This is a genomic window from Amycolatopsis sp. NPDC034160 (assembly GCF_055575355.1).
In genome coordinates, this window is sequence record NZ_JBVISU010000008.1 from 45131 (window position 1) to 65101 (window position 19971).

Sequence of the window (19971 nt, forward strand, 5' to 3'; positions counted from 1 at the left end):
TTCCACCGCGAATGAGGCACGGAAACCTGATCCTCCGCCGCTCCGCCGCCAACTTCACCACCCTCGCCGCGACCGCCGGACGCGTCACCATCGCCGAAGTCGACCAACTCGTCGAACCCGGCGACCTGGACCCCGACCAGATCCACGTACCGGGCATCTACGTCCACCGCATCGTCGAACTCACCACCGACCAAGCCACCGACAAACCCATCGAACGCCACACCACCCTCGAAAGGACAACACCCTGATGCCCTGGACCCGCGACCAGATGGCCGCCCGCGCCGCCACCGAACTCACCGACGGCAGCTACGTCAACCTCGGCATCGGCCTGCCGACCCTCGTCCCCAACCACATCCCCGACGGCGTCCACGTCGTGTTGCACTCCGAGAACGGCATCCTCGGAACCGGCCCCTACCCCACCCAAGACCAGGTCGACCCGGACCTCATCAACGCGGGCAAAGAAACCCGGCGCGCCCGTCGCCGTGCCGACGCGTCCGCTCGCATGAGCAAACCGCCGTACCCCGACCATACTTCGAGGAGGACCCAGTGACCGTGAGACTTCTTCTGCTCTAGATTCAGCAGCTCTAGCAACGGTATACCCCGCCGCCAGCGACGAGGTCGTCACAGATCAACACGTCGCCCTCCGCACCAGACTCCGTACAGGCGAAAAAGCCTCAGCATATCGCCGTATTCGGCCACCGTCGGCCGGGCGACCTTCGGCTGTAAGCCGCCACGCCGAGATCGACGCCGAACGTTGGACATGACGGTATGGAACCTGAGGGTTTCCATACCGCACTCGCCCGGCTCACCGCCCTTGCTCCATCTCGGGCACCTGCGGCGAGTTTCTCTCTCGTGACCACCTACTCGAATACTTTGTAATTCGGTGCGGACTGAGGCCGAGCGCGGAGGAGGCCCAACAGCTTCACCTGCCAGGTCTCGTGTGGTCCGCGCATGGTGAACGCCCGCATTCCGTGATCGTGTCCGTCAGGGCACGGCTCGTATCGGTCCAATCCGCAGCTCGGCCGCTGACCTGCGAGAGCAGCCTCATCCGTCCTCCATGCGCGACGTGGGCGGCAAACAGAATGAAGTAAGCCCACCGTATGGACAGAGATCGCCCCACCTGTAAACGGAACCAACGTGTTTACCTTCGTGGATTGGAGTGAATGAAACGTAGTCACGTCACAGAGAGTTCAAGTTGTCACACTGAGGTGATGGCGTTGTCACTCAACGTGTGGGAACTCGTGCTATTACGCAGCGAGATCGCACCCTAGGCCGTTAGGGTGACGGGAGCAGCAGCGCTCCGGACGCTCACCAGCGTCCCAGCTGCGGGAACAGGGGCCACCGCCTCGCACCACACGGCTGCTATCAGATCTTTTGCCCTTAGCGCGTATGTCTCGTCATCGAGGAGCCGTTCATGCCTGCTCTCTTGAGAAGGCGCACATCCAACCCTGGGTGGGTCCGCCCCTCACCCATTCGAAGCTTCATCGCCCTAATGGTGCTAGTCGTCGCCCTGATCGTTCCGACTCCTGCTGCCGCCTACCCACCGCAGGTCCTCGTCTTCGTGGCCAATACCGGGTCGGACAATGTCACCGTGTACGACACCCGGCTCGGCGAAGTGATCGCGACCGTAGGCGTGGGTGACGGGCCGGTGGGAGTCGGCGCGACGCCGAACGGTGACCGCGTTTATGTCACCAACGAGCAATCCGACACGGTGTCCGTGCTGGACGCCCGCACTCAGATCGTCGTCGCCACCATCCCGGTCGGCGACACACCGTTCGGTGTGGCGGCCACCGCCACCTACGCCTACGTCTCCAACTTCGGCTCCGACTCGGTCACCGTGATCGACATCGCCGCGCAAAAGGCCGTCGCCGAAATTCCGGTCGGACGATTCCCGCACACGCCGGTCGCCAGCCCGGACGGCAGCCGGATCTACGTGACCAACAACGGCGGGAGCAGCGTGACGGTGATCGACACGCGGATCAACAAACCCGTCGGCACCGTTCCGGTCGGCCGCTTCCCGGCGGGTATCGCCGTCGGGCCGCGCGGTGACCGGATCTACGTCGCCAACACCGGCGACGACACGGTCACCGTCGTCGGAACCACGACCGGCCGCCCCATCACCACGATTCCGGTCGGCGACGCCCCCATGGGTCTCTCGGTGACACCACGCGAGGTCGTCTACGTCGCCAACGCAGGTGCCGACACCATTTCGGTCATCAATTTCCCCGGCGTGGGCACCACTTCCACCTCCCCGGTGAACCGACGGCCGGAGGGAGCAGCCGCGGCCCCGGACAACAGCTTCGTCTACATCACCAACACCGCGTCGAACACCATGTCGATCGTGGACACCGCCACGTCGAAACAGGTCTCCATGGTGCCGGTAGGCCAGCAGCCGGAGGGCGTGACCGTGACCGGCTGAGCCAAACCGCGGCGGGTCTGCCGAGCAGGCGCCAGGCGAGGTAGAGCGCGACCACCCCGCCGCTGCCGACCCCAATCTTCAGTGCATCAAGTCGTGCCTTGACCAGGTCCGCGCCAGCGAGCCCGGCAGTAGCCGGCCACCACAGCACGGTCACCGCGCCTGCGGTCAGAACCGCGATCACGGCCGCGGTACACCACATCGCGGATCGGGTCAGCTCAGGCAGTCGCTTCACCGCCGAAGACATCGAACTCGGCAGTAAGGGCGGACTGGCGGACCCCGGCCACGCGTCATCGGTCATGACCTTCATCGTCGCGGAAACCGGCGACGGCGTTGCAGAACTACCGCATTGGAAGAGTTTGAGGTCATGGACTGTGGTTCTAGGGCTGGTTTCCGATGGCGTGCGCGACGAAGCGAGCGGCGAGGTCGCGGAGTTTGACGTTTTCGCGTTGTGACTGCTCGACGAGCAGGGAGAACGCCTCGTCGGCGGAAATCTGCCGGATCGCCATGAGAATGCCTTCGGCCTGGCCTGGACGCTGTAGCAATTGACGGCGCCGGAGTGCCCGGCGTCGATGGTCAGCAGAGTGACCGTATCTTGCAGCCGTGCTTTCTTACTGTGCTCGGCCAACCAAGCCGCAGGAATTGTCGGCCACTGTGTCCCCAGAGAGCTGGGTTTGCAGCCATCGCAGCATCTTCCGGGTTTCGTAGCGTCGCGTGGAATGTAAATTCCATCACCTTCACCCAAGGCCTCAGGCAGCGCTGCAACGAGGTGTTCAACGAGCGCAAAACACTCCTCGACGCGTTAAGCCGAATCACCGACGATGCCGACGCCCCACGCCCATCGAACCTGTACCAAGCGAACCTGCTGGACGCCTTGCCGTATCTGAAGGCCAACCTGCGCCACGCCCAGCAGACCTGCTTCACCGCCAGTTCGACCTGACGCAGCTCACGATCAAGGTCCACTACAAGACCGACGAAGCGACCATCACGGCCACCCTGCCCACCGGCCCGGACTCGATCACTTCCATCGGTGATACCGCCTCGCAGCAAAGCTGCGCAGGTGGGAACGAATGTGCATCCTGCGAGTGCCCCCGGTGAGATTCGAACTCACACTGGACGGGTTTTGAATCCGTTGCCTCTGCCAGTTGGGCTACGGGGGCGTGCGGGGTGAACTTTACGGGATCGCGGCCGCGCGCTTCTCGCGGGGCCCGGAGTGTGACGCCCGTCTGACGTGGTGAACGCCATCTCGCCGACTGGATCGTTCCCGGTAGGCTTCAGGTTCGCGGACTGACCGCGAGCCGAACTGCCCGACGACCTTCAGGAGGACCCCGGTGACCGAGCAGGCTGCCGAGGCCAATGGTGCCGTCGCCGCACCCCAGCGGCGGGTGCTCGTGGCCGAAGACGAGGCCCTCATCCGTCTCGACCTCGTCGAGATGCTCCGCGAAGAGGGCTACGAGGTCGTCGGTGAGGCGGGCGATGGCGAGCAGGCCATCAACCTGGCCACCGAATTGAAGCCCGACCTGGTGATTCTCGACGTCAAGATGCCCAAGCTCGACGGTATCGAGGCCGCGTCCAAGATCACCGGCGACCGGATCGCGCCGGTCGTCATTTTGACCGCGTTCAGCCAGCGTGACCTTGTCGAGCGGGCCAGGGACGCCGGCACGATGGCGTACCTGGTCAAGCCGTTCGCCAAGCGCGACCTGGTGCCCGCCATCGAGCTGGCCGTGAGCCGGTTCGCCGAGCTCCAGGCACTCGAATCCGAGGTCGCGGGCCTGACCGACAGGCTCGAGACCCGCAAGGTCATCGACCGGGCCAAGGGGCTGCTGATGAGCCGCCAGGGGCTGACCGAGCCGGACGCTTTCCGCTGGATACAGCGCACCGCGATGGACCGTCGCACCACGATGAAGGCGGTGGCCGAGGCCGTCGTCGAGAGCATCGGCTGACGGACCCCGCCATAGCCGCGAAGGCCACCTCCATCCCGGAGGTGGCCTTTTCGCTCAGAGCCCGCTTGCCATCCGCATCACGCGATAGACGTCGGTGTTCTCGACCGTGCCACCCAATCGGACGGAGCCGGGGCCTTCGGCGGTGACCGGGGTGTCGGAAGCGGTGTGGTCGTGCGTCGTCCAGTCCACAGTGAACTGGAGCTTCGAGCCCGGTACGTCGAACGGGCCGTCCTGATCAGGGTCAGTGTCGGAGGCGTCGTAGTTCTCGATGCTCAGTCCGCCGGTCTCATGGTCGCCGCCGATGATCACCAGCGTGTCGGGATGCGCGCGGACGAAGCGCATGACCTCGGCGATCGTGGCGTCGAGTGCCCTGCCCGCGTCGATCACGCCGTGCGCGTTGTTCTCGTGCGACATCCCGTCGGTTCCTTCTTCCTCCAGGAACAGGAAGAAACCGCGCGGGTTCTTCGACAGCGTGTCCAGGGCCTTGCGCGCCATCTGCTGGAGCGGCACTCGTGGCGCGTACTTCCCGACGCCGTCCGGGCCGTAGTCGACCATGTCCTCGTTCGCGAACAGGCCGAGTATCCGGTTCGACCGCGTGTTCCGCAGTTCGTCGCCGTCCCGCACGTAGGTGTAGCCCGTCCGCTGCGCGCGTTCGACGAGGTTGCCGTACGGGCTGCGGCTCTCCTCTCCCGGCTTGTCCGGCCAGAGACCGGGATTCCCCTTCGGGTACCACCAGTCCTCACCCCCGCCGAGCAGGACGTCCGGGCGGCTGTTCTCGATGTACTGCTTCGCGATGTCGCTCTGCGAATCCCGGCTCGGGACATGCGCCGCGAACGCGGCGGGCGAGGCACCGGTCACCTGCGCGGTGGTGACCAAACCGGTCGACTTCCCCGCCCGCTTCGCCCGTTCGAGGATCGTTTCCACCGGACGGCCGTGGACGTCCATGCCGACGGCGCCGTTGCGCGTCTTGTGCCCGGTCGCCAGCGCGGTGGCCGCCGCGGCCGAGTCGGTGACGATCTCGTCCTCGTCGTCCGACGACGTCCGCACGAGACCGGTCACCGCGAGCCCGTCCATCGCCAGTTCGCCGCGTTTGCCCTTGAGCGCCAGTCGAAGCAGGTCACGCTGGCCAAGGCCGAGGCCGTCGCCTTGGAGGTAGATGATGTTACGCGCCACCCGCGCCCCGGATTCCGCCGTGGTCGTCTGCGCGACCGCGGCCGAACCCCCGCACAAGACCACCAGAACCGTCGCCGCCGCAAGACCGCGTCCGCGCATGTCGACTCCCGTCCGCTTAGTTAGGAACCTTTCCTAACAGAGAGCGGCCGAGAAGGCCAGGGGCAGCGCTCTGGAGGACATACCCACGGCCGATGAGATCCAGACCACACGATCGGGTCGTGACGATCTTCGTACGGCTGGGTCTATGGGATGTGGAAGCGAACCGGGGGACCCGCGAACTTCCGCCACCGGCAACGGAATCCGAATCAAGGAGACTGCGATGACGAACCCCACCGCCCCCGCCGAGAACAGCGCGCTCGTCTCGCCGCAGGGCGTCACCACGATCGCCGACACCGTCGTGCAAAAGGTCGCGGGCCTCGCGACCCGTGAGATCACCGGGGTCCACGCGCTCGGCGGCGGCGCCGTGCGGGCGTTCAACGCGTTGCGCGAGCGCATCCCGGGCGCCACCGGGTCCGCCGGGCAGGGTGTCTCCGTCGAGGTCGGCGAGCGCCAGGCCGCGGTCGACCTGCAGATCGTCGTCGAATACGGCGTCGCGATCGCAGAACTCGCCAAGTCGGTGCGCCGCAACGTGATCGGCGCCGTCGAGCAGATGACCGGACTCGAGGTCGTCGAGGTCAACATCAACGTGTCCGATGTCTACCTCCCGGGTGACGACGAAAGCGACGAGAACACCGAATCCGGCCGGGTCCAGTGACCACCGGCGCCGAAGCGCGCCCTACCGCAAGGAGAACGTTCATGAACGCCACTCATCTCGGCCTGCTGACCGGTCTCGTTCTCGGCGTGGCAGGCGCCTTCGGCGGCTTCGGTGCCTTCCTCGTCGTACTCGTCCTCGCCGCCCTCGGCCTGCTGGTCGGCCGGTTCCTCGACGGCAAGCTGGACCTTTCGGCCCTGGCTAGCCGCGACAGGGGCTGACCGCCATGACCGCCGCCGCGCGGGAGCACCTGATCCACCGGGTCGGTGAGCTCTCGGGCCTGACCGTCACACGGGTCGACATCACCGTCACGGCTCTGCATTCCACCCAATCCGCACCGAGGAGGGTCCGATGAAACGACGCCCTCGCCGCAGTGTCCCGGCCGTGCTCGTCGGACTCGTGGTGCTCGCCGGATGTGCGCTGGCCGCCACCGTCGCGGTCCAGACGATCCTCGGGGAGCAGCCGTGGATCAGCTACGACGCCGTCGCGTCCACGCTCCACGGAACCCGATGGAGTGATCCGCTTCCCGCGCTCGCCGGCGGTGGTGTCGCACTGATCGGCCTGTTCCTGATCGTGAGCGCGATCGTCCCGGGGAAGCCGACCGTGCTGCCGCTCGAAGGCGGCCCGGACTCCGGCGCCTCCCGGCGCGGTCACCGGTCGACGCTGCGGGCCGCCGCGTCCACTGTGGACGGCGTCTCGGCGGCGAAGCTGAAGGTCAAGCGGCGCAGGATCGTCTCGGTGGTGACCACCGGGCGGACGAACACCGCGGGACTCGCCGACGCCGTCCGCGCCGCCATCGAGCGCCGCCTCGCGCAGCTCGGTCCCGCCACCGTCCCGGCCGTACGGGTCCGGGTCAAGGCCACCAGGAGCGCGTCATGACCGACCTCAACCGTCCCGCCCGGCTGAACCGCACCCTGCTGGTGTTGACGGGACTCGTGCTGCTCGCCGTCGGCGTAATCGCCGTCGGCACCCATTTCGGCAGGATCCCCCTGCTCGAACCCGGCGCCGCGCTCGTGCCCGTCGCGGCGATGCCGCCCGGATGGGCCTGGTACGTCGTCGCCGGGGCCGCGGTCGTCGTCGGCCTGCTGACGCTGCGCTGGCTCATCGCGCAACCCGTCCGCAAACCCCAGTCCCGCACCTGGCGTTTCGACCAGGACACGGGCCGGACCACGCTGGCCGGGAGCACCGCTGTGGAGCCGTTCGCGGCGGAGGTCGCGACCTACGCCGGTGTCCACGCCGCGCACGCCACGCTGGGAGGCACCCAGGACGCACCGGTGTTGGCCGTGGTGCTGAGCGCCGAGCAGGACGGCGATCTGGCCGCCATCCGCGAACGCGTCTCCGGTGCGGGGCTGCCTCGGCTGTGCCAGGCTCTGGACCTCGACAACCTTCCGATGACCATCGAATTCCGCTTCTCCGCCAAAGCCGGCCCCCGCATCCGCTGAGGAGTACCGCATGTCCGCCGTGATCAGGGCAGCCGACACCGTGCTGGACCGGACTCTGCTCGGGTACAGCAGGCTCGGGCACCACCTGCGACGGCGATGGTGGCCCGAGGATCCGGCACCGGACGCGCTCGCGGGCAAGGTCGCCGTGGTCACCGGCGCGAAGGCCGGTCTCGGCAAGGCGACCGCCATCGGGCTGGCGAAACTGGGCGCGACCGTCCGGATCGCGGTCCGCGGCGACGGTGAAGCCGCCCGCGCCGAGATCGAGCGCGCCGCTCCCGGCTCGCGGATCATCGCCGACCACTGCGACGTCAGCCTGACCTCGTCCGTGCGCGACTATGTGAAAGACCTCGACGGCGAGGTCGACGTCCTCGTGCACAACGCCGGTGTGATGCCCGCCGAGCGAACGGAAACGGCTGAGGGCAACGAGGTCATGCTGGCCACGCACGTGCTCGGGCCGCACCTGCTCACCGCGTCGCTCCGGCCGAGGTTCGCCGACGGGGCACGGGTGATCTGGGTCAGCTCCGGCGGCATGTACGGCCAGCCGCTGCGCACCGACGACCTCCAGTATCTGCATGGCGACTACAAGCCCACCGCCGGTTACGCGCGCACCAAACGGATGCAGGTGGTACTGGCGGAGCTCTGGGCAGACGCATTCGACGGCTCCGGCGTCACCGTGCACAGCGCGCATCCCGGCTGGGCCGACACCCCGGGGGTCGCGACCTCGCTGCCGACGTTCCGGAAACTGACGCGGCCGATCCTGCGGAACCCCGAGCAGGGGACGGACACCTTCGTCTGGCTCGCGGCGGCCGAGGAACCGGGGCGGTACAACGGGATGTTCTGGCACGACCGCGTCCCCCGGCCGACGCATTACGTCGGCAAGACCCGGGAAACCGCCGCGCAGCGCCGAGAACTCTGGCAGGCCTGCGGGCGGCTCACCGGCCTTTAGCCGCTGAGGGGGATCATCGCGACCGCGGGGGTGGACGGCGTTCGCGAACCTCCGGCGGGTTCGACGGTGATCCCGACCCGGTCGATCCCGCCCGGCAGTTCCGCGAGGACCGGCCGAGTCCGATGTGGACCATCCGGATCGAGCAGTCCGGCCGAATGCGCGCCGCTCGCTCCGATGAGCCACACCTGGTACGCCTTGCCGGGGGCCAGCGTCGGCAGCTCACCGGCCAGTACGACGACCTTGCCGTGACTCCGTGAGGTCACCACCGTGGTCGCGTCCCGCTCGCCGCCCTTCACCGTCGAGGCGTCGGGAGCGGTGAGCACCGAATTCACCGAGGCGAGTCGCTGTTGCGCCGGATCCGTTCCCGGTTCGGTGTTCGTGGTGAGCAGACCGAATACCAGCGCGCCGGCGGCGGCCGCGGCCGCACCCCACAGGGCGATCCGCACGGACGGCTTCTTCGCCGGTTCGGCGCGCCGGACGGCGGCGACCAGCGGCGGCCATTGACGGGTCTGGGCGGCTTGCGTCAGCGTCGCTTCCCTCAGCCTCGGAGGTGGCAGGGCGGCGAGCGCCGACCCCAGCCGCGCCGCGGTCTCCCGTAGTTCCCGGACCTCCTGGCGGCACGCGGAACAACCCCGCAGGTGCCGTTTGAACGCCGCGGCCTCCTCCTCGGGGACGGCGTCCAGGGCGTAAGCCCCGGTCAAGGTGTGCGGTTCGACCGTCATTGCCCGACCCCCAAGCAGTCGCGCAACCGGATGAGGCCGTCGCGGATCCGGGTCTTCACCGTGCCCGGCGCGGTTTTGAGCACTTCCGCGACCTCCGGATAGGTGTAGCCGTTGTAGTAGGCCAGCACGACGGATTCCCGCTGCAGGTCGGTCAGCGCGGACAGGCACTGGCGCACCCGCTGCTGCTCCAGGTTGCTGATCGTCGATTCGGCGACCTCGTCGAACGGGCGCCGGAAGTCGAGTCTGCCCGCCCGGTCGTCCCGGTCGAGTGCCGCCTGATGCGAACGCACCCGGTCCACGGCCCGCCGGTGCGCGATGGTGAGCACCCAGGCCAGCGTGCTCCCCTTGCCCGGCTTGAACCGCGCCGCCGTCCGCCACACCTCCACCAGGACCTCCTGGGTCACCTCTTCGGCGAACGTGCCGTTGCGGACGACCCTGTTCACCACTCCCCACACCGGCCCCGACACGACGTCGTACAGGTCGGCGAACGCTTGTTCGTCGCCCGCCGCGACCCGTTGCATCAGGCTTGTCTCGGCGGGCTCCGCTCCGGTGCCGCCGTCTTCGCGCAGACTCGTCCGCACACCCTCGACCATCAAGCTGCCTCCACCTCACCCGACGCCCGGCTACGCGGTTGCCATGACGTCCAGAAGGGATTCGGTGCCGATGGCGCCGCGGACTGGTCCGTGTCGAAACGCGTTTAGTCCTCTGGATGCGGTAGTTGCGCGCGCAAGTACCGCAATTAGAGGACTAAACGCGGGGAGAACGTCAGGCCTGGTCCTCGAGGACTTTGTCCATTGTGGAGCGCAGGTGTCGCAGAAAGGACTGGAAGCGCTCGATCTCGTCCGCCGGGTACTCCGCCACCAACGCCGCGAGTCCCGCGCTGAACGGGCCGAAGAACTGCCGCGCGGGGCCCTGGATGTCGGGGCCGCTGCGCAGGGTCACGACCCGCCGGTCGGTGTTCTCCCGGGTCCGGACCACGTAGCCGAGACTCTCCAGCCGGTTCAGCAGGTTCGTGGTCGCACCGGAGGTCAGCGAGATGCGTTGCCCGAGCCGGGCCGGGGAGAGCGGCGAGCCGGTGTCTTCGGCGTAGAGGATCTCCACCAGCGCGGCGGCGTCAGTGGCGTGCAGGCCGAGCCAGTCCGCGAAACGCCGGGTGAACTCGGTGTAGTTCGCCCCGAAGTTCCGGAGGTCGTCCAGCAGGGACGCACTCCGTGCCGCGACCTCATCCTCCATCGACGGTGTCCTCCTCGGCTCTCCAACGTGCTTTGACAACCTACCGGCCTCGAATATACCTTCACCGTGAAGCTACTTTCTCACGAAGGAGTCATCTTGCTCCCCGAACCGTTCGCCGCGACCACCCGCGGTATTTCCGAGCCTGATTCCGTTCGCCCGGCGCTGCGCGCCGCCGGTCCCCTCGTCGAAGTGGCCGCGCCGGCGGGCGGTAGCGCGTGGATCGTGACCGAGGAGAAGCTCGCCCGTGAAGTCCTCTCCCACCCCGGCATCGTCAAAGACCCCGCGGCGGCCCCGGAAAGCTGGGATCCCGTTCGCGCCGGACTCGAGCAGACGGCCGCCGAACAGCCGTCTCTCACCACCTTGGACGGACCGGACCACACCCGGCTGCGACGGGCGCACGCCCCGCTCCTGAGCGCCAAACGGATCCAGGCGCGATCCGGCAGGATCCACGAAATCGCGCGAGAGCTGCTGACGGCTCTCGGCGCGGGCACCGTCGACCTGATGGACGGCTTCTCCACCCGGTTCCCGCTCACCGTGCTGCTCGATCTGCTCGACATCCCGCTCGACCTGCTCGACGCCGCCGTGGCCGCCTGCCGCCGGATGTCCAGTCCGGAACCGGCTGCGCAGGGCAAGGCCATCGCCGCGATCGCGGACCTCGCGGCGGCCGGGCTGACACCGGATCGGCACGGGCTCGCGACGGAACTACGCGACCGGGTCCCGCCCGAGACGACCGAAGACGACCTGAGGTACCACTTGTTCTCGTTGATCTTCGCCGGGCAACTGACCACCGACGCGTCGATCGGCTTCCTGGTCGCGCGGCTGCTCGACGGTGACACCGCGGGCGAGGACGACCTCGTCCGCGAAACCCTGAGAGACCATCCGCCCGCACCGTTCACGCTCTGGCGGTTCACGACCACCGAGCTCGACCTCGCCGGGACCCGGCTCCCCGCGAGGTCCCCCGTGCTCATCGACATCCAGGGCATCAACACCGACCCGGCCAGGGAACCGGGCCCGGATCTGACCTTCGGCGCGGGCCCGCATTTCTGCATCGGCGCCCAGCTCGCGCACCTCGAACTGCGGGCGGTGGCGTCGGTCCTGCGCGCGGAATTCCCCCGAGCCCGGCTGGCCGTCCCCCATGCCGGACTCCGGCAGCGGTTCCTCGGCGGCATCCAGGGCACCCGGCTCACCAGCCTGCCGGTGCTCCTGCACGGCTGAACTTGCCCGAAAAAAACGAGCCGGGGCGCGGAAATCCGCTGCCCCGGCCCGGAAAGGACAGCTACTTCTTGAAGGTGTCGCGGATCTTGTCCGCCGCGTCACCGACGGCGTCCTTCACGTTCTCGACGGCACCCTTGAGACCGGCCTTCGCCTGATCGGCCTGGCCCTCCGTGCGCAGTTCCTCGTTACCCGTGGCGTCGCCGGCGGCCTCCTTGGCCTTACCGCCGAAGTCTTCCGCCTTGTTGCTGATCTTGTCGCCCAACGACATCGGGTCCTCCTCCGTCCGTGGCGCCCGGATCGTGCGCCGTACACGGGAAGGACCACCCTTGATCATGATTCGTCACGCACACGGACGGGTGATCACGCTCACGACGCACGCCACGGCATGTGCTGCAGCGTCCAGGTGTTGCCATCAGGGTCGCTGAAGGCCACGTAGTAGACGCCGCCTATGTCCTCGACCGGACCGACTTCGGCCCCCCTGGCGATGAGCGCGGCGCGTGCCTCTTCGATGTCGGCGACCACGAGATGCAGCCCACGCAGGGTCCCGACCGGCATGTCGAGTGACGCGAGCCCGGTGGTCAAGGTGATCGAACAGGCCGAACCGGGCGGTGTGAGCTGGACGATCCGGACCCCGTCGGCGGGTCGCACGTCGACGTCGAGCCGGAAACCGAGCCGTTTCGTGTAGAACTCCTTCGCCCGGTCGATGTCGCTGACCGGCACCGGGACCAGTTCGAGCAGAAACGCGCCCGGCGGAACGGGAGGCACGGGTTGGGGGTCGGTCACGGAATTTCCTTTCACCAGAGGAATGGAGCCTTGACCTAGCGCAGGGAGGCGACGGCGGCGGCGAACGCCTCCGGGGCCTCCTGAGGGACGTTGTGCCCGACACCCGGCAGGACACGGTGGTCGTACGCGCCCGTGAAGTACTCGCGGTCGCCCTCCGCGCTGGGGCCGCCGACGCCGTCGTTTCCGCTTTCCAGCACGACCGTCGGCACCGTGATGGCCGGTTCCTTCGCGATCAGGTCTTCGAGCGCCTGATAACGGGGATCCCCTTCCACCAGACCGAATCGGTGGCGATAGGAGTGGATGACGACGTCGACGAAGTCCGGGTTGTGCAGGCTGGGGGCGCTGGCCGGGAAGGCCGCGTCGGCGCCTGCCCAGGTCGGCGACCAGGTGCGCCAAAGCAGGGCGCACAGCTCGTCGCGGTTCTCCGCGAGCCCGCGGCGGCCTCGCTCGGAATGGAAATAGAACTGGTACCAGTAGGTGCGTTCCCACTCTGGCGGCGCCGGCTCCCCGGCATAGGCGAGATTCTGGACGTTGTAGCCGTCCACCGAAACCAGCCCGCGCACGCGTTCCGGCCACAGCGCGGCCGCGATGCACGCCGCGCGGCCGCCCCAGTCGTATCCCGCGACGACGGCGCTCTCGAGCCCCAACGCGTCCATGAAGTCGAGCAGGTCCTGCGCGAGCGCGGCCTGTTGCCCCGAACGGGGCGTCGCGTCGTCGAGGAACCGCGTCCCACCGAATCCGCGGAGATACGGGACGTACACCGAGGCGCCGCCCGCCGCGAGGACCGGCGCGACCTCATCGTAGGCCCGTACGTCGTAGGGGAACCCGTGAAGCAGGATCACCGGCGACGCGCTCGCGTCACCGGTGTGTTCGTACTCGATCTCCAGAACCGGTGTGGTGACACGCTTCGAGCCCATCCTCGGATCCTTCCAGAGGATCAGCCGGACCAGCCGCTCAACCGGGACAAAAGCCGTTCGAGGACCTCGGGGTCCGCGCCGACGGGCTCACCGGAGACAGGCTCGTCCACCAGCGTCCGGCGGTCGCCCCGGCGCGGCAGCTGCACCTGTCCGGCGGAGAGGCCACCCGGCAGTGGCAGCTCGCACCAGGTGGTCACGCCGCCGGTCTCGCTCGGCGCCACCCCCGTCCGCTCCCCCGGCGCGGGCGTCGGCGTGGGAAGACCGTCCACTTCGTGGTCGACCTCGATGACCAGGACGTCCGACCGCAGCCGCAGTCTCAGCGTGAAGAACGGCGGCTCCTTCGGATCGGCCGCGTCGACCAGCGCGCCCACCAAGCGGGCGGCGGCGGTCTTCCCCTGATCGAGCAACGGCCGCAAGGACCAATCCGAGAGGATGAGACGGACGAAGAGCTCGGAGCACAACAGGGCGTTCGGTTGTGCCACCAGCCGGAGGTCGTCCATCTGCGAGGTGCGCGCGCTCAAACCTTGGCCTTCCTCGTCGACGTGCGAGCGTGCATCATGCCACCCCATCCGGTGACGGACTCCGACCGCCTCGACACCGTGGACGATCTTCCCCCCGCCGTGGTCCAGACAAGACTTTTGGTCCGCTGGAGTAACACGACTTTGGCTCTGTCCAGCGGGCCAAAGAACGCGCAGAGTGGTCGGCGTGAGCATCGCCTTCCTGATCACCACGCTGGTCGTGGTCGCCACGCCCGGCACCGGCGTGGTCTACACCCTCTCCGCCGGACTCGCCCACGGGAGACGTGCGAGCGTCATCGCCGCGACGGCCTGCACCCTCGGCATCATCCCGCATATGGTCGCCGCGATCACCGGCCTCGCGGCGCTGCTGCACACGAGCGCGGTCGCGTTCGAAATCATCAAATACCTCGGCGTGGCCTATCTTCTCTACCTGGCGTGGGCAACGCTGAAAGACCGGGACGCGATCGTCGTGGAGGGTGCTCCCGAACCGAAGTCGGCGCTGCGGACGATCACCTCGGGCGTGCTGATCAACGTCCTGAACCCGAAGCTGACGTTGTTCTTCTTCGCGTTCCTGCCCCAGTTCGTCCCGGCGGGCCAACCCGGCTACATCCCCCGGATGTTGTTGCTGAGCGGGGTGTTCATGCTGGCGACATTCGTGGTGTTCAGCGTGTACGGCGTCCTCGCCGCCGGAGTGCGCCACCACGTCATCTCCCGGCCACGCGTCCTCGCCTGGATGAGGCGGATCTTCGCCGGTTCCTTCGCCGCACTCGGCGCCAAACTCGCGTTCACCACCCAGTAGAGAAGGTTTCTTATGCGACTCCAGCACAACCCCGACGTCCGCGCCGAGCATCCCGGCCTCGCCGCGGGCACGCTTTCGGCCACCGGAATCACCCCCGAGACACCGGTCGACCTCGACAAGTTCCTCGCTCGGGCGGCACGGAGGCTCGCGGACGGCCCGGAATCGGAGTTCCCCGAGATCCAGGCGTGGCGCCGGGCGTTCGCCAAGATGGGGCTGAAGCCGACGCAGTACCGCTGCGCGTCGGAATCGCTGCTGCGCCGGCTGCGGAAAGAAGGGACGCTTCCCCGCATCCACCCGGTGATCGACCTCTGCAACGCGGTTTCGGTCGCGTACGCCATCCCGGTCGCGGTGCTCGACGTCGCGAAGATCAGCGGCTCGCTCGAAGTCCGCCACGCGCGGGGCGACGAGAAATACGTGACCTTCGCGGGCACCGTCGAGCATCCGAACCCCGGCGAGGTGATCTTCGCCGACGAGGACGGCCAGGCTCACGCTCGGCGATGGACGAACCGGCAGAGCGGGCACTCCGCGGTCTCGGCCACGACGTCCGACGTCCTGATCGTTTCCGAAGGACTACACGCGACGGCGGCCAAGGACGTCGGGCTGCTGATCGAGGCCATCGCGGACGAACTGGCCGCGGCGGACGTCCGGGTCACGAGGCCTTGAGTGCCTTCTCCAGCCCGGCGCGCGTCATCTTCGACCGCCCCTTGATGTCCCGCTCGCGCGCCAGCTTCTCCAGATCCGCCTTCGACAACGAAGACAGATCCTTCCGCGCCGGTGCCTTCTTGGCGGGAGACTTCTTGGCCGGAGACTTCTTGGCTGTAGCCGCCTTACCCCCGGAGCCCTTCTTCTTGGCCTTACCGCTCTCGACACTCTTCGAAAGCGCCTCGAAGAGGTCGACGACCTTGGTCGGCTCACCGGGTTCGGTGGCGGGAGTGATGGTCTCGCCCTTCTTCTTGGCGTCGATCAGCTTCCGCACGCGATCGGTGTAGGTGTCGTGGTACTCCTCGGGCCGCCAGTCGTCGCTCATCGCGTCGATCAGGTTGAGGGCCATGTCGAGTTCCTTGCCGCGCGCCTGCGCCTTGCCCGGCAGTTCCGGCAGCTGCTCGGCGGGGTCACGCAGGTCGGCGGCGAAATGCAGCGTGTTGAGCACCATGACGCCGTCGCCCGACCGGACCAGCGCCAGGTACTCACGGCCACGCATGACGAATTTCGCGATCCCGGCGCGGCCGGACGAGCGCATCGCTTCGAGCAGCAAGGCGTACGGCCGTTCGAATTCCTCTTTGGCGGGCGCGAGCCAGTACGTCTTGTCGAAGAACATCGGGTCGATGACGTCCAGTTCGACGAAGCTCTCGATGTCGAGCGACTTCGACCGGCCGGGAGCGATCGCGTCGAGTTCCTCGGGTTCGACGACCACGTATTCGCCGCTGTCGAGCTCGTAGCCCTTGACGATGTCGTCGTAGTCGACTTCCTTGCCGGTGCGTTCGTTCACCCGCCGGTACCGGATGCGGTCCTCGGTCCCGCGCTGGAACTGGCGGAAGTGCACAGTGTGGTCCTCGACCGCGCTGTAGAGCCGGACGGGCACCGTCACCAGACCGAGCGAAAGCGAACCGCTCCAGACCGGGCGCATGGGCACTCCTCACTCTCTCCTCATCGCCCTGATACCCGGAATCGCGGACGATCACACGCCGCGGGACCCGGAACGGCCAAGTGGCAAGGGAGACGAGCCTGTGACGAGAAAGGGCTCCCAGGGCGGTTGGCCACCCCCAGTACGAAGGCCAACCGCCGCGGAGCCCCTGCATACGATTCGGCGCGCTGCCCCGTCGCGCCGAACCTGTCAGCTGTGCCTTCAGCTTTCCAAGGCCCTGCATCGGATTTACATCGGCACTTCACCGGCGGGCATCCGCGCTGCTCAGGGCTCACCGGGAGTAGAATGAGACCTGTTCCAAGGCAGGCACCCGCCCGCCCGTTAGGCCGAATGCCGCACGGCGTGCCCCACGCCGACCTGGCTGGAGGTCGCGGCGGTGGGTTAGGGTGCCGGTCACCCGGCGAGCGGACTGGGAGGTAGTGCGTGAGCACGCTCACGGTCTCGGACGACATAGTGGCATATGACCGCCGGTCCGTTACCTGAATCGGCGGGATCGCCCCGAACCCCCGGCGATCCCGCACCCACCGGCCACCCTTCTCAGCTCGGCTTTTTCGTCCTCGGCCCGCTCGAAGCCCAGGTCGACGGCGTCCCCGTCCGGCTCGGCGGACGTCGCGAACAACGTCTGCTCGCCTGCCTGCTGATCAACGCCGGCCGGCTCGTCCCGGCGTCGTACCTGATCGGCACGATGTGGCCGGACAGGCCGCCGAAGACAGCGGTCCGCCAGGTCAGCAACGCGATCGCGCGCCTGCGGCACGATCTCGGCGTGGCCCGGTCCGCCGTGGTCACCACCGGCTCCGCGTACCGCATCGTCACCAGCAGCGCCTCGGTCGACTCGGTCCGCTTCGAAGCGGACTACCGCCAAGGCGCCGAACTGCTGGCCTCCGGGCTGATCTCCCAGGCGGCGGCCAAGCTCACGGACGCGCTCGCGCTCTGGCGAGGCCCGGCCTTCGACGGTCTCGAAGGCGACGCCATCGAGCAGACGGCCCGCCGTCTCGACGAAGAACGGCTCGCCGCCAGCGAACTCCTCATCGGCGCCAGGCTCAGGCTCGGCGAGACCGACGCGGCGGCGCGTCAGGCGTTCGACCTCGCCGCCTGGCATCCCACCCGCGAGACCCTGCAGCGACTGACCATGCTGGCGCTCTACCGGGCGGGCCGCGGCGCCGACGCGCTCCGGACGTTCGACCGGAGCAGGGGTGCGCTGGCCGAGGAACTCGGCGTCGACCCCGGAGCCGAACTGAGCGCGCTCCACCAGCAGATCCTGCGCACCGACCCCGAACTGATGACGGACGCCGCCCTGGTCCGGTACGGCGTCGGCGGGCTCCGGGCGGGGCCGGACACCGTCGGGCGACGCGAGGACGCGGACGCGCAGAAAGCGCTTTTCCCCCGCCCCGCCCAGCTGCCCGCGGACCTCCCCGCGTTCGGCGGCCGCGCCGAGGAACTGCGGACGGTCCTCGAAATCGGCCGGGACGGCTCGCTGTCCGGCCCCCGGCTGATCGCGATCGACGGCATGCCCGGTGTCGGCAAGACCGCGCTGGCCGTCCACGCCGCTCATCTGCTCGCGCCGCTGTTCCCCGACGGACAGCTCTTCGTGAACCTGGAAGGGTTTTCGCCGGCCGGCGACCCGGTCGACCCGGCCGCGGCGCTCGAGGCGCTGCTGCGCTCGCTCGGCATCCAAGGTTCCGACATCCCTGCCGGAACCGGCCAGCGCGCGGCGTTGTTCCGCAGCTGTCTGGCGGGCAAGCGTGTCCTCTTGGTGCTGGACAACGCCATCAGCGCGGCGCAGGTGAGCCCGCTGCTGCCCGGCTCGGCCAGCTGCTGTGTGCTGATCACCAGCCGGACCCGGCTAGCCGATCTCGACGGCGCGGAACTGCTTTCCCTGGAACCGTTCAGCCGGGCGGACGCGGTGGACCTGCTCGGCCGGATCGTCGGGCCGTCCCGGCTGAGGAGGGAATCCCCCGACGCGGCCGACCAGGTCGCGAGCCTGTGCGGTGACCTTCCGCTCGCGCTCGCCGTCACGGCGAGCAGGCTACGGGCGCGGTCGTCCTGGACGCTCGACTTCGTCGCCAGGCAGTTGCGCGACGAACGGAACAGGTTCAGCGAACTCACCGCCGGGGAACGCGACGTCGCGGGCGCGTTCCGAGTGTCCTATCTGAACCTGACCGAAGCCGAACGTCGGGTGTTCCGACGTTTGAGCCATCATCCCGGTGCCGCGTTCGATCTGCATTCGACGGCGGCGCTGGCCGAAGTGGACCTTGCCGAGGCCCGCCGCCTGGCCGAACGCCTCGTCGACGTGAATCTTTTGCGACAACCGTCGATGGACCGGTACGAGATGCACGACCTTCTCCGCAGTTACGGCCGCGAACTGCTGCTGGCGGAAGAACCCGAGCACCAGCGCGAAGCGATGATGCGGCGGCTGTTCGACTACTACCGCTGCACCGTCGCCGCCGCGATGGAATTCATCGACCCGGATTCCGAAGAGGAGTCCGGCGGCGGCCTCGAGGTCCCGAAGAGCGAGTACGGACAGTCCTTCGCCGATTACGACCAGGCCGCGCAGTGGATGGACGCACACTGGCAGAACGTCCTGCCGGTGGCCGTCGCGATGAACAACCACCAGCACTATTCGGACCTCGTGCCGTTCTGCTCGTCGGTCTGGCGCTACTTCGACAACCGCGGCTATTACCGCCAGGCCAGGGAACTGGAGACCCTCGCACTGTCCGCCGCCCGGGTCACCGGGAGCGTCGTCCTCGAGTACCAGGCCTTGCACATGTACGCGCTGACCCTGTGGCGGCTCAACGAATTCACCGAGGCGAACCGCCTGTTCAACGAGGTGTTCGAACTGGCGGCGACCACCGGCGACGTGCGGATGCAGTGCCGGGCCAGGGGCAATTCGGGGGTCACCCACTGGCTCAAGGGCGAGTCGGACGAGGCGATCGAACACCTCGGCTGGGTCCGCGAGACCGCCCATGCCCACGGCAGCGTGCTCATCGAAGCTCGCGCCAGGCATCGGATCGGGCTGATCCACACCGAGAACAGGCGCTATCCCGAGGCCGCCGCGGAACTCGACCAGGCACTGCGGCTGGCTCACGACAACGAATCACCCGATCTCGAGGCGGAATGTTTTTTGGCCCTCGGTATCAATTCGCGTGAACTCGGCGATGCCGCACTCGCGGTCACCCAGTTCACCACCGCGGTGGAAGTACTCGACTCGACCGGAAATCGCAGCATGCTGCCCATCGCGCACAAGGAGATGGCGATCGCGTTCGACATTCTGGGTGAGCGACTGAAAGCGGACCGTCATCGCCGGTTCGCTTTGCGGTTGTACACGGATCTGGGCATTGCGGACTCCGCCGAGGTTCGCGAACTCAAACAGCGCCTAAACGATCACTCGGCGTAATTTGTCGTACTGCTCCGGTACTCTGTTGGTGTCGGTAATTCACTTGACCGGACCAACCGTTCACGGAGAGGATC

22 protein-coding genes, 1 tRNA gene and 2 pseudogenes are annotated in these 19971 nt (G+C 67.9%); 14 read left to right on the forward strand and 11 right to left on the reverse strand.

The features are described from left to right. Window positions 1-11: 11 nt before the first annotated feature. From ACZ54P_RS18015 to ACZ54P_RS18025, 3 genes and pseudogenes are all read left to right on the forward strand, one after another. Window positions 12-248, forward strand: coding sequence for a CoA-transferase (locus tag ACZ54P_RS18015; RefSeq protein ID WP_465462672.1), 237 nt, complete (start codon window positions 12-14; stop codon window positions 246-248). Then, window positions 248-487, forward strand: a pseudogene (locus tag ACZ54P_RS18020) (CoA-transferase); the annotation flags it as partial. The gene ACZ54P_RS18015 and the pseudogene ACZ54P_RS18020, both read left to right, overlap by 1 nt. A gap of 1005 nt (window positions 488-1492) precedes the next feature. Continuing rightward, the gene (locus ACZ54P_RS18025) at window positions 1493-2419 is read left to right on the forward strand and encodes a YVTN family beta-propeller repeat protein (protein ID WP_465462673.1); all 927 of its coding nucleotides are present in this window, start codon (window positions 1493-1495) and stop codon (window positions 2417-2419) included. Window positions 2420-2796: 377 nt separating this feature from the next. On the opposite strand, the pseudogene ACZ54P_RS18030 reads toward ACZ54P_RS18025, so the two are convergent. Continuing rightward, window positions 2797-3000, reverse strand: a pseudogene (locus ACZ54P_RS18030) (ANTAR domain-containing protein); the annotation flags it as partial. A gap of 185 nt (window positions 3001-3185) precedes the next feature. Here ACZ54P_RS18030 and ACZ54P_RS18035 point away from each other — a divergent pair. Beyond that, a complete protein-coding gene (locus ACZ54P_RS18035) occupies window positions 3186-3356 on the forward strand; it encodes a hypothetical protein (RefSeq protein WP_465462674.1) in 171 nt (56 codons plus the stop codon). A gap of 146 nt (window positions 3357-3502) precedes the next feature. Here ACZ54P_RS18035 and ACZ54P_RS18040 read toward each other — a convergent pair. Beyond that, window positions 3503-3576: transfer RNA gene (locus tag ACZ54P_RS18040), tRNA-Leu, on the reverse strand. Window positions 3577-3747: 171 nt separating this feature from the next. Between ACZ54P_RS18040 and ACZ54P_RS18045 the strand changes: the two genes are divergently transcribed. Next, complete coding sequence (locus ACZ54P_RS18045) at window positions 3748-4359, forward strand: ANTAR domain-containing response regulator (RefSeq protein WP_005157321.1); 612 nt, start codon at window positions 3748-3750, stop codon at window positions 4357-4359. Window positions 4360-4413: 54 nt separating this feature from the next. Here the strand turns inward: ACZ54P_RS18045 and ACZ54P_RS18050 are convergent, their stop codons facing one another. Continuing rightward, window positions 4414-5631 carry an alkaline phosphatase gene (locus tag ACZ54P_RS18050; RefSeq protein ID WP_465462675.1) on the reverse strand — a complete coding sequence of 406 codons (1218 nt, stop codon included), beginning with the start codon at window positions 5629-5631 and terminating at the stop codon, window positions 4414-4416. A 220-nt stretch (window positions 5632-5851) separates the two neighbouring features. Between ACZ54P_RS18050 and ACZ54P_RS18055 the strand changes: the two genes are divergently transcribed. The 5 genes from ACZ54P_RS18055 (at window position 5852) to ACZ54P_RS18075 (ending at window position 8671) form a co-directional block, all read left to right on the forward strand. Beyond that, window positions 5852-6286 carry an Asp23/Gls24 family envelope stress response protein gene (locus tag ACZ54P_RS18055; RefSeq protein ID WP_465462676.1) on the forward strand — a complete coding sequence of 145 codons (435 nt, stop codon included), beginning with the start codon at window positions 5852-5854 and terminating at the stop codon, window positions 6284-6286. Window positions 6287-6327: 41 nt separating this feature from the next. Continuing rightward, window positions 6328-6504, forward strand: coding sequence for a hypothetical protein (locus ACZ54P_RS18060; RefSeq protein WP_465462677.1), 177 nt, complete (start codon window positions 6328-6330; stop codon window positions 6502-6504). A 130-nt stretch (window positions 6505-6634) separates the two neighbouring features. Beyond that, window positions 6635-7162: a DUF6286 domain-containing protein gene (locus ACZ54P_RS18065; protein WP_465462678.1), complete on the forward strand. Its 528-nt coding sequence runs from the start codon at window positions 6635-6637 to the stop codon at window positions 7160-7162. Beyond that, on the forward strand, window positions 7159-7725 hold the full coding sequence (locus ACZ54P_RS18070) for an alkaline shock response membrane anchor protein AmaP (protein ID WP_465462679.1): 567 nt from the start codon (window positions 7159-7161) through the stop codon (window positions 7723-7725). The genes ACZ54P_RS18065 and ACZ54P_RS18070 overlap by 4 nt, the downstream gene beginning before the upstream one ends. 10 nt (window positions 7726-7735) lie before the next feature. After that, window positions 7736-8671, forward strand: a complete 936-nt coding sequence (locus tag ACZ54P_RS18075; RefSeq protein WP_465462680.1) for an SDR family NAD(P)-dependent oxidoreductase — start codon at window positions 7736-7738, stop codon at window positions 8669-8671. On the opposite strand, the gene ACZ54P_RS18080 is transcribed toward ACZ54P_RS18075, so the two are convergent. From ACZ54P_RS18080 to ACZ54P_RS18090, 3 genes are all read right to left on the reverse strand, one after another. Continuing rightward, the gene (locus ACZ54P_RS18080; RefSeq protein WP_465462681.1) at window positions 8668-9393 is read right to left on the reverse strand and encodes an anti-sigma factor; all 726 of its coding nucleotides are present in this window, start codon (window positions 9391-9393) and stop codon (window positions 8668-8670) included. The two genes, ACZ54P_RS18075 and ACZ54P_RS18080, sit on opposite strands and share 4 nt — an antisense overlap. After that, a complete protein-coding gene (gene sigK, locus ACZ54P_RS18085) occupies window positions 9390-9986 on the reverse strand; it encodes an ECF RNA polymerase sigma factor SigK (protein ID WP_465462682.1) in 597 nt (198 codons plus the stop codon). Before sigK ends, ACZ54P_RS18080 begins: the two co-directional genes overlap by 4 nt. Before the next feature lie 172 nt (window positions 9987-10158). Then, complete coding sequence (locus tag ACZ54P_RS18090) at window positions 10159-10626, reverse strand: MarR family winged helix-turn-helix transcriptional regulator (protein ID WP_465462683.1); 468 nt, start codon at window positions 10624-10626, stop codon at window positions 10159-10161. 96 nt (window positions 10627-10722) lie between these two features. Between ACZ54P_RS18090 and ACZ54P_RS18095 the strand changes: the two genes are divergently transcribed. Continuing rightward, entirely contained in the window at window positions 10723-11841 is a 1119-nt protein-coding gene (locus ACZ54P_RS18095; RefSeq protein ID WP_465462684.1) for a cytochrome P450 family protein, read from the forward strand. Between the two features lie 61 nt (window positions 11842-11902). On the opposite strand, the gene ACZ54P_RS18100 is transcribed toward ACZ54P_RS18095, so the two are convergent. The 4 genes from ACZ54P_RS18100 to ACZ54P_RS18115 form a co-directional block, all read right to left on the reverse strand. Then, entirely contained in the window at window positions 11903-12109 is a 207-nt protein-coding gene (locus ACZ54P_RS18100; RefSeq protein WP_465462685.1) for a CsbD family protein, read from the reverse strand. 98 nt (window positions 12110-12207) lie between these two features. Further along, window positions 12208-12624, reverse strand: a complete 417-nt coding sequence (locus ACZ54P_RS18105; protein WP_465462686.1) for a VOC family protein — start codon at window positions 12622-12624, stop codon at window positions 12208-12210. 35 nt (window positions 12625-12659) lie between these two features. Next, window positions 12660-13541: an alpha/beta fold hydrolase gene (locus tag ACZ54P_RS18110; protein ID WP_465462687.1), complete on the reverse strand. Its 882-nt coding sequence runs from the start codon at window positions 13539-13541 to the stop codon at window positions 12660-12662. A 20-nt stretch (window positions 13542-13561) separates the two neighbouring features. Continuing rightward, the gene (locus tag ACZ54P_RS18115) at window positions 13562-14062 is read right to left on the reverse strand and encodes an ATP-binding protein (RefSeq protein WP_465462901.1); all 501 of its coding nucleotides are present in this window, start codon (window positions 14060-14062) and stop codon (window positions 13562-13564) included. A gap of 184 nt (window positions 14063-14246) precedes the next feature. Here ACZ54P_RS18115 and ACZ54P_RS18120 point away from each other — a divergent pair, with 184 nt between their 5' ends. Both ACZ54P_RS18120 and ACZ54P_RS18125 read left to right on the forward strand, forming a co-directional pair. Continuing rightward, window positions 14247-14858 (forward strand): LysE family translocator, encoded by a 612-nt coding sequence (locus ACZ54P_RS18120; RefSeq protein WP_465462688.1) that lies wholly within the window; start codon window positions 14247-14249, stop codon window positions 14856-14858. Window positions 14859-14870: 12 nt separating this feature from the next. After that, on the forward strand, window positions 14871-15521 hold the full coding sequence (locus ACZ54P_RS18125; RefSeq protein ID WP_465462689.1) for a B3/B4 domain-containing protein: 651 nt from the start codon (window positions 14871-14873) through the stop codon (window positions 15519-15521). Here the strand turns inward: ACZ54P_RS18125 and ku are convergent. Beyond that, on the reverse strand, window positions 15508-16485 hold the full coding sequence (gene ku / locus ACZ54P_RS18130) for a non-homologous end joining protein Ku (RefSeq protein WP_465462690.1): 978 nt from the start codon (window positions 16483-16485) through the stop codon (window positions 15508-15510). The genes ACZ54P_RS18125 and ku overlap by 14 nt on opposite strands. A 478-nt stretch (window positions 16486-16963) precedes the next feature. Here ku and ACZ54P_RS18135 point away from each other — a divergent pair, with 478 nt between their 5' ends. After that, window positions 16964-19897, forward strand: a complete 2934-nt coding sequence (locus ACZ54P_RS18135; protein WP_465462691.1) for an AfsR/SARP family transcriptional regulator — start codon at window positions 16964-16966, stop codon at window positions 19895-19897. Window positions 19898-19971: the final 74 nt, after the last annotated feature.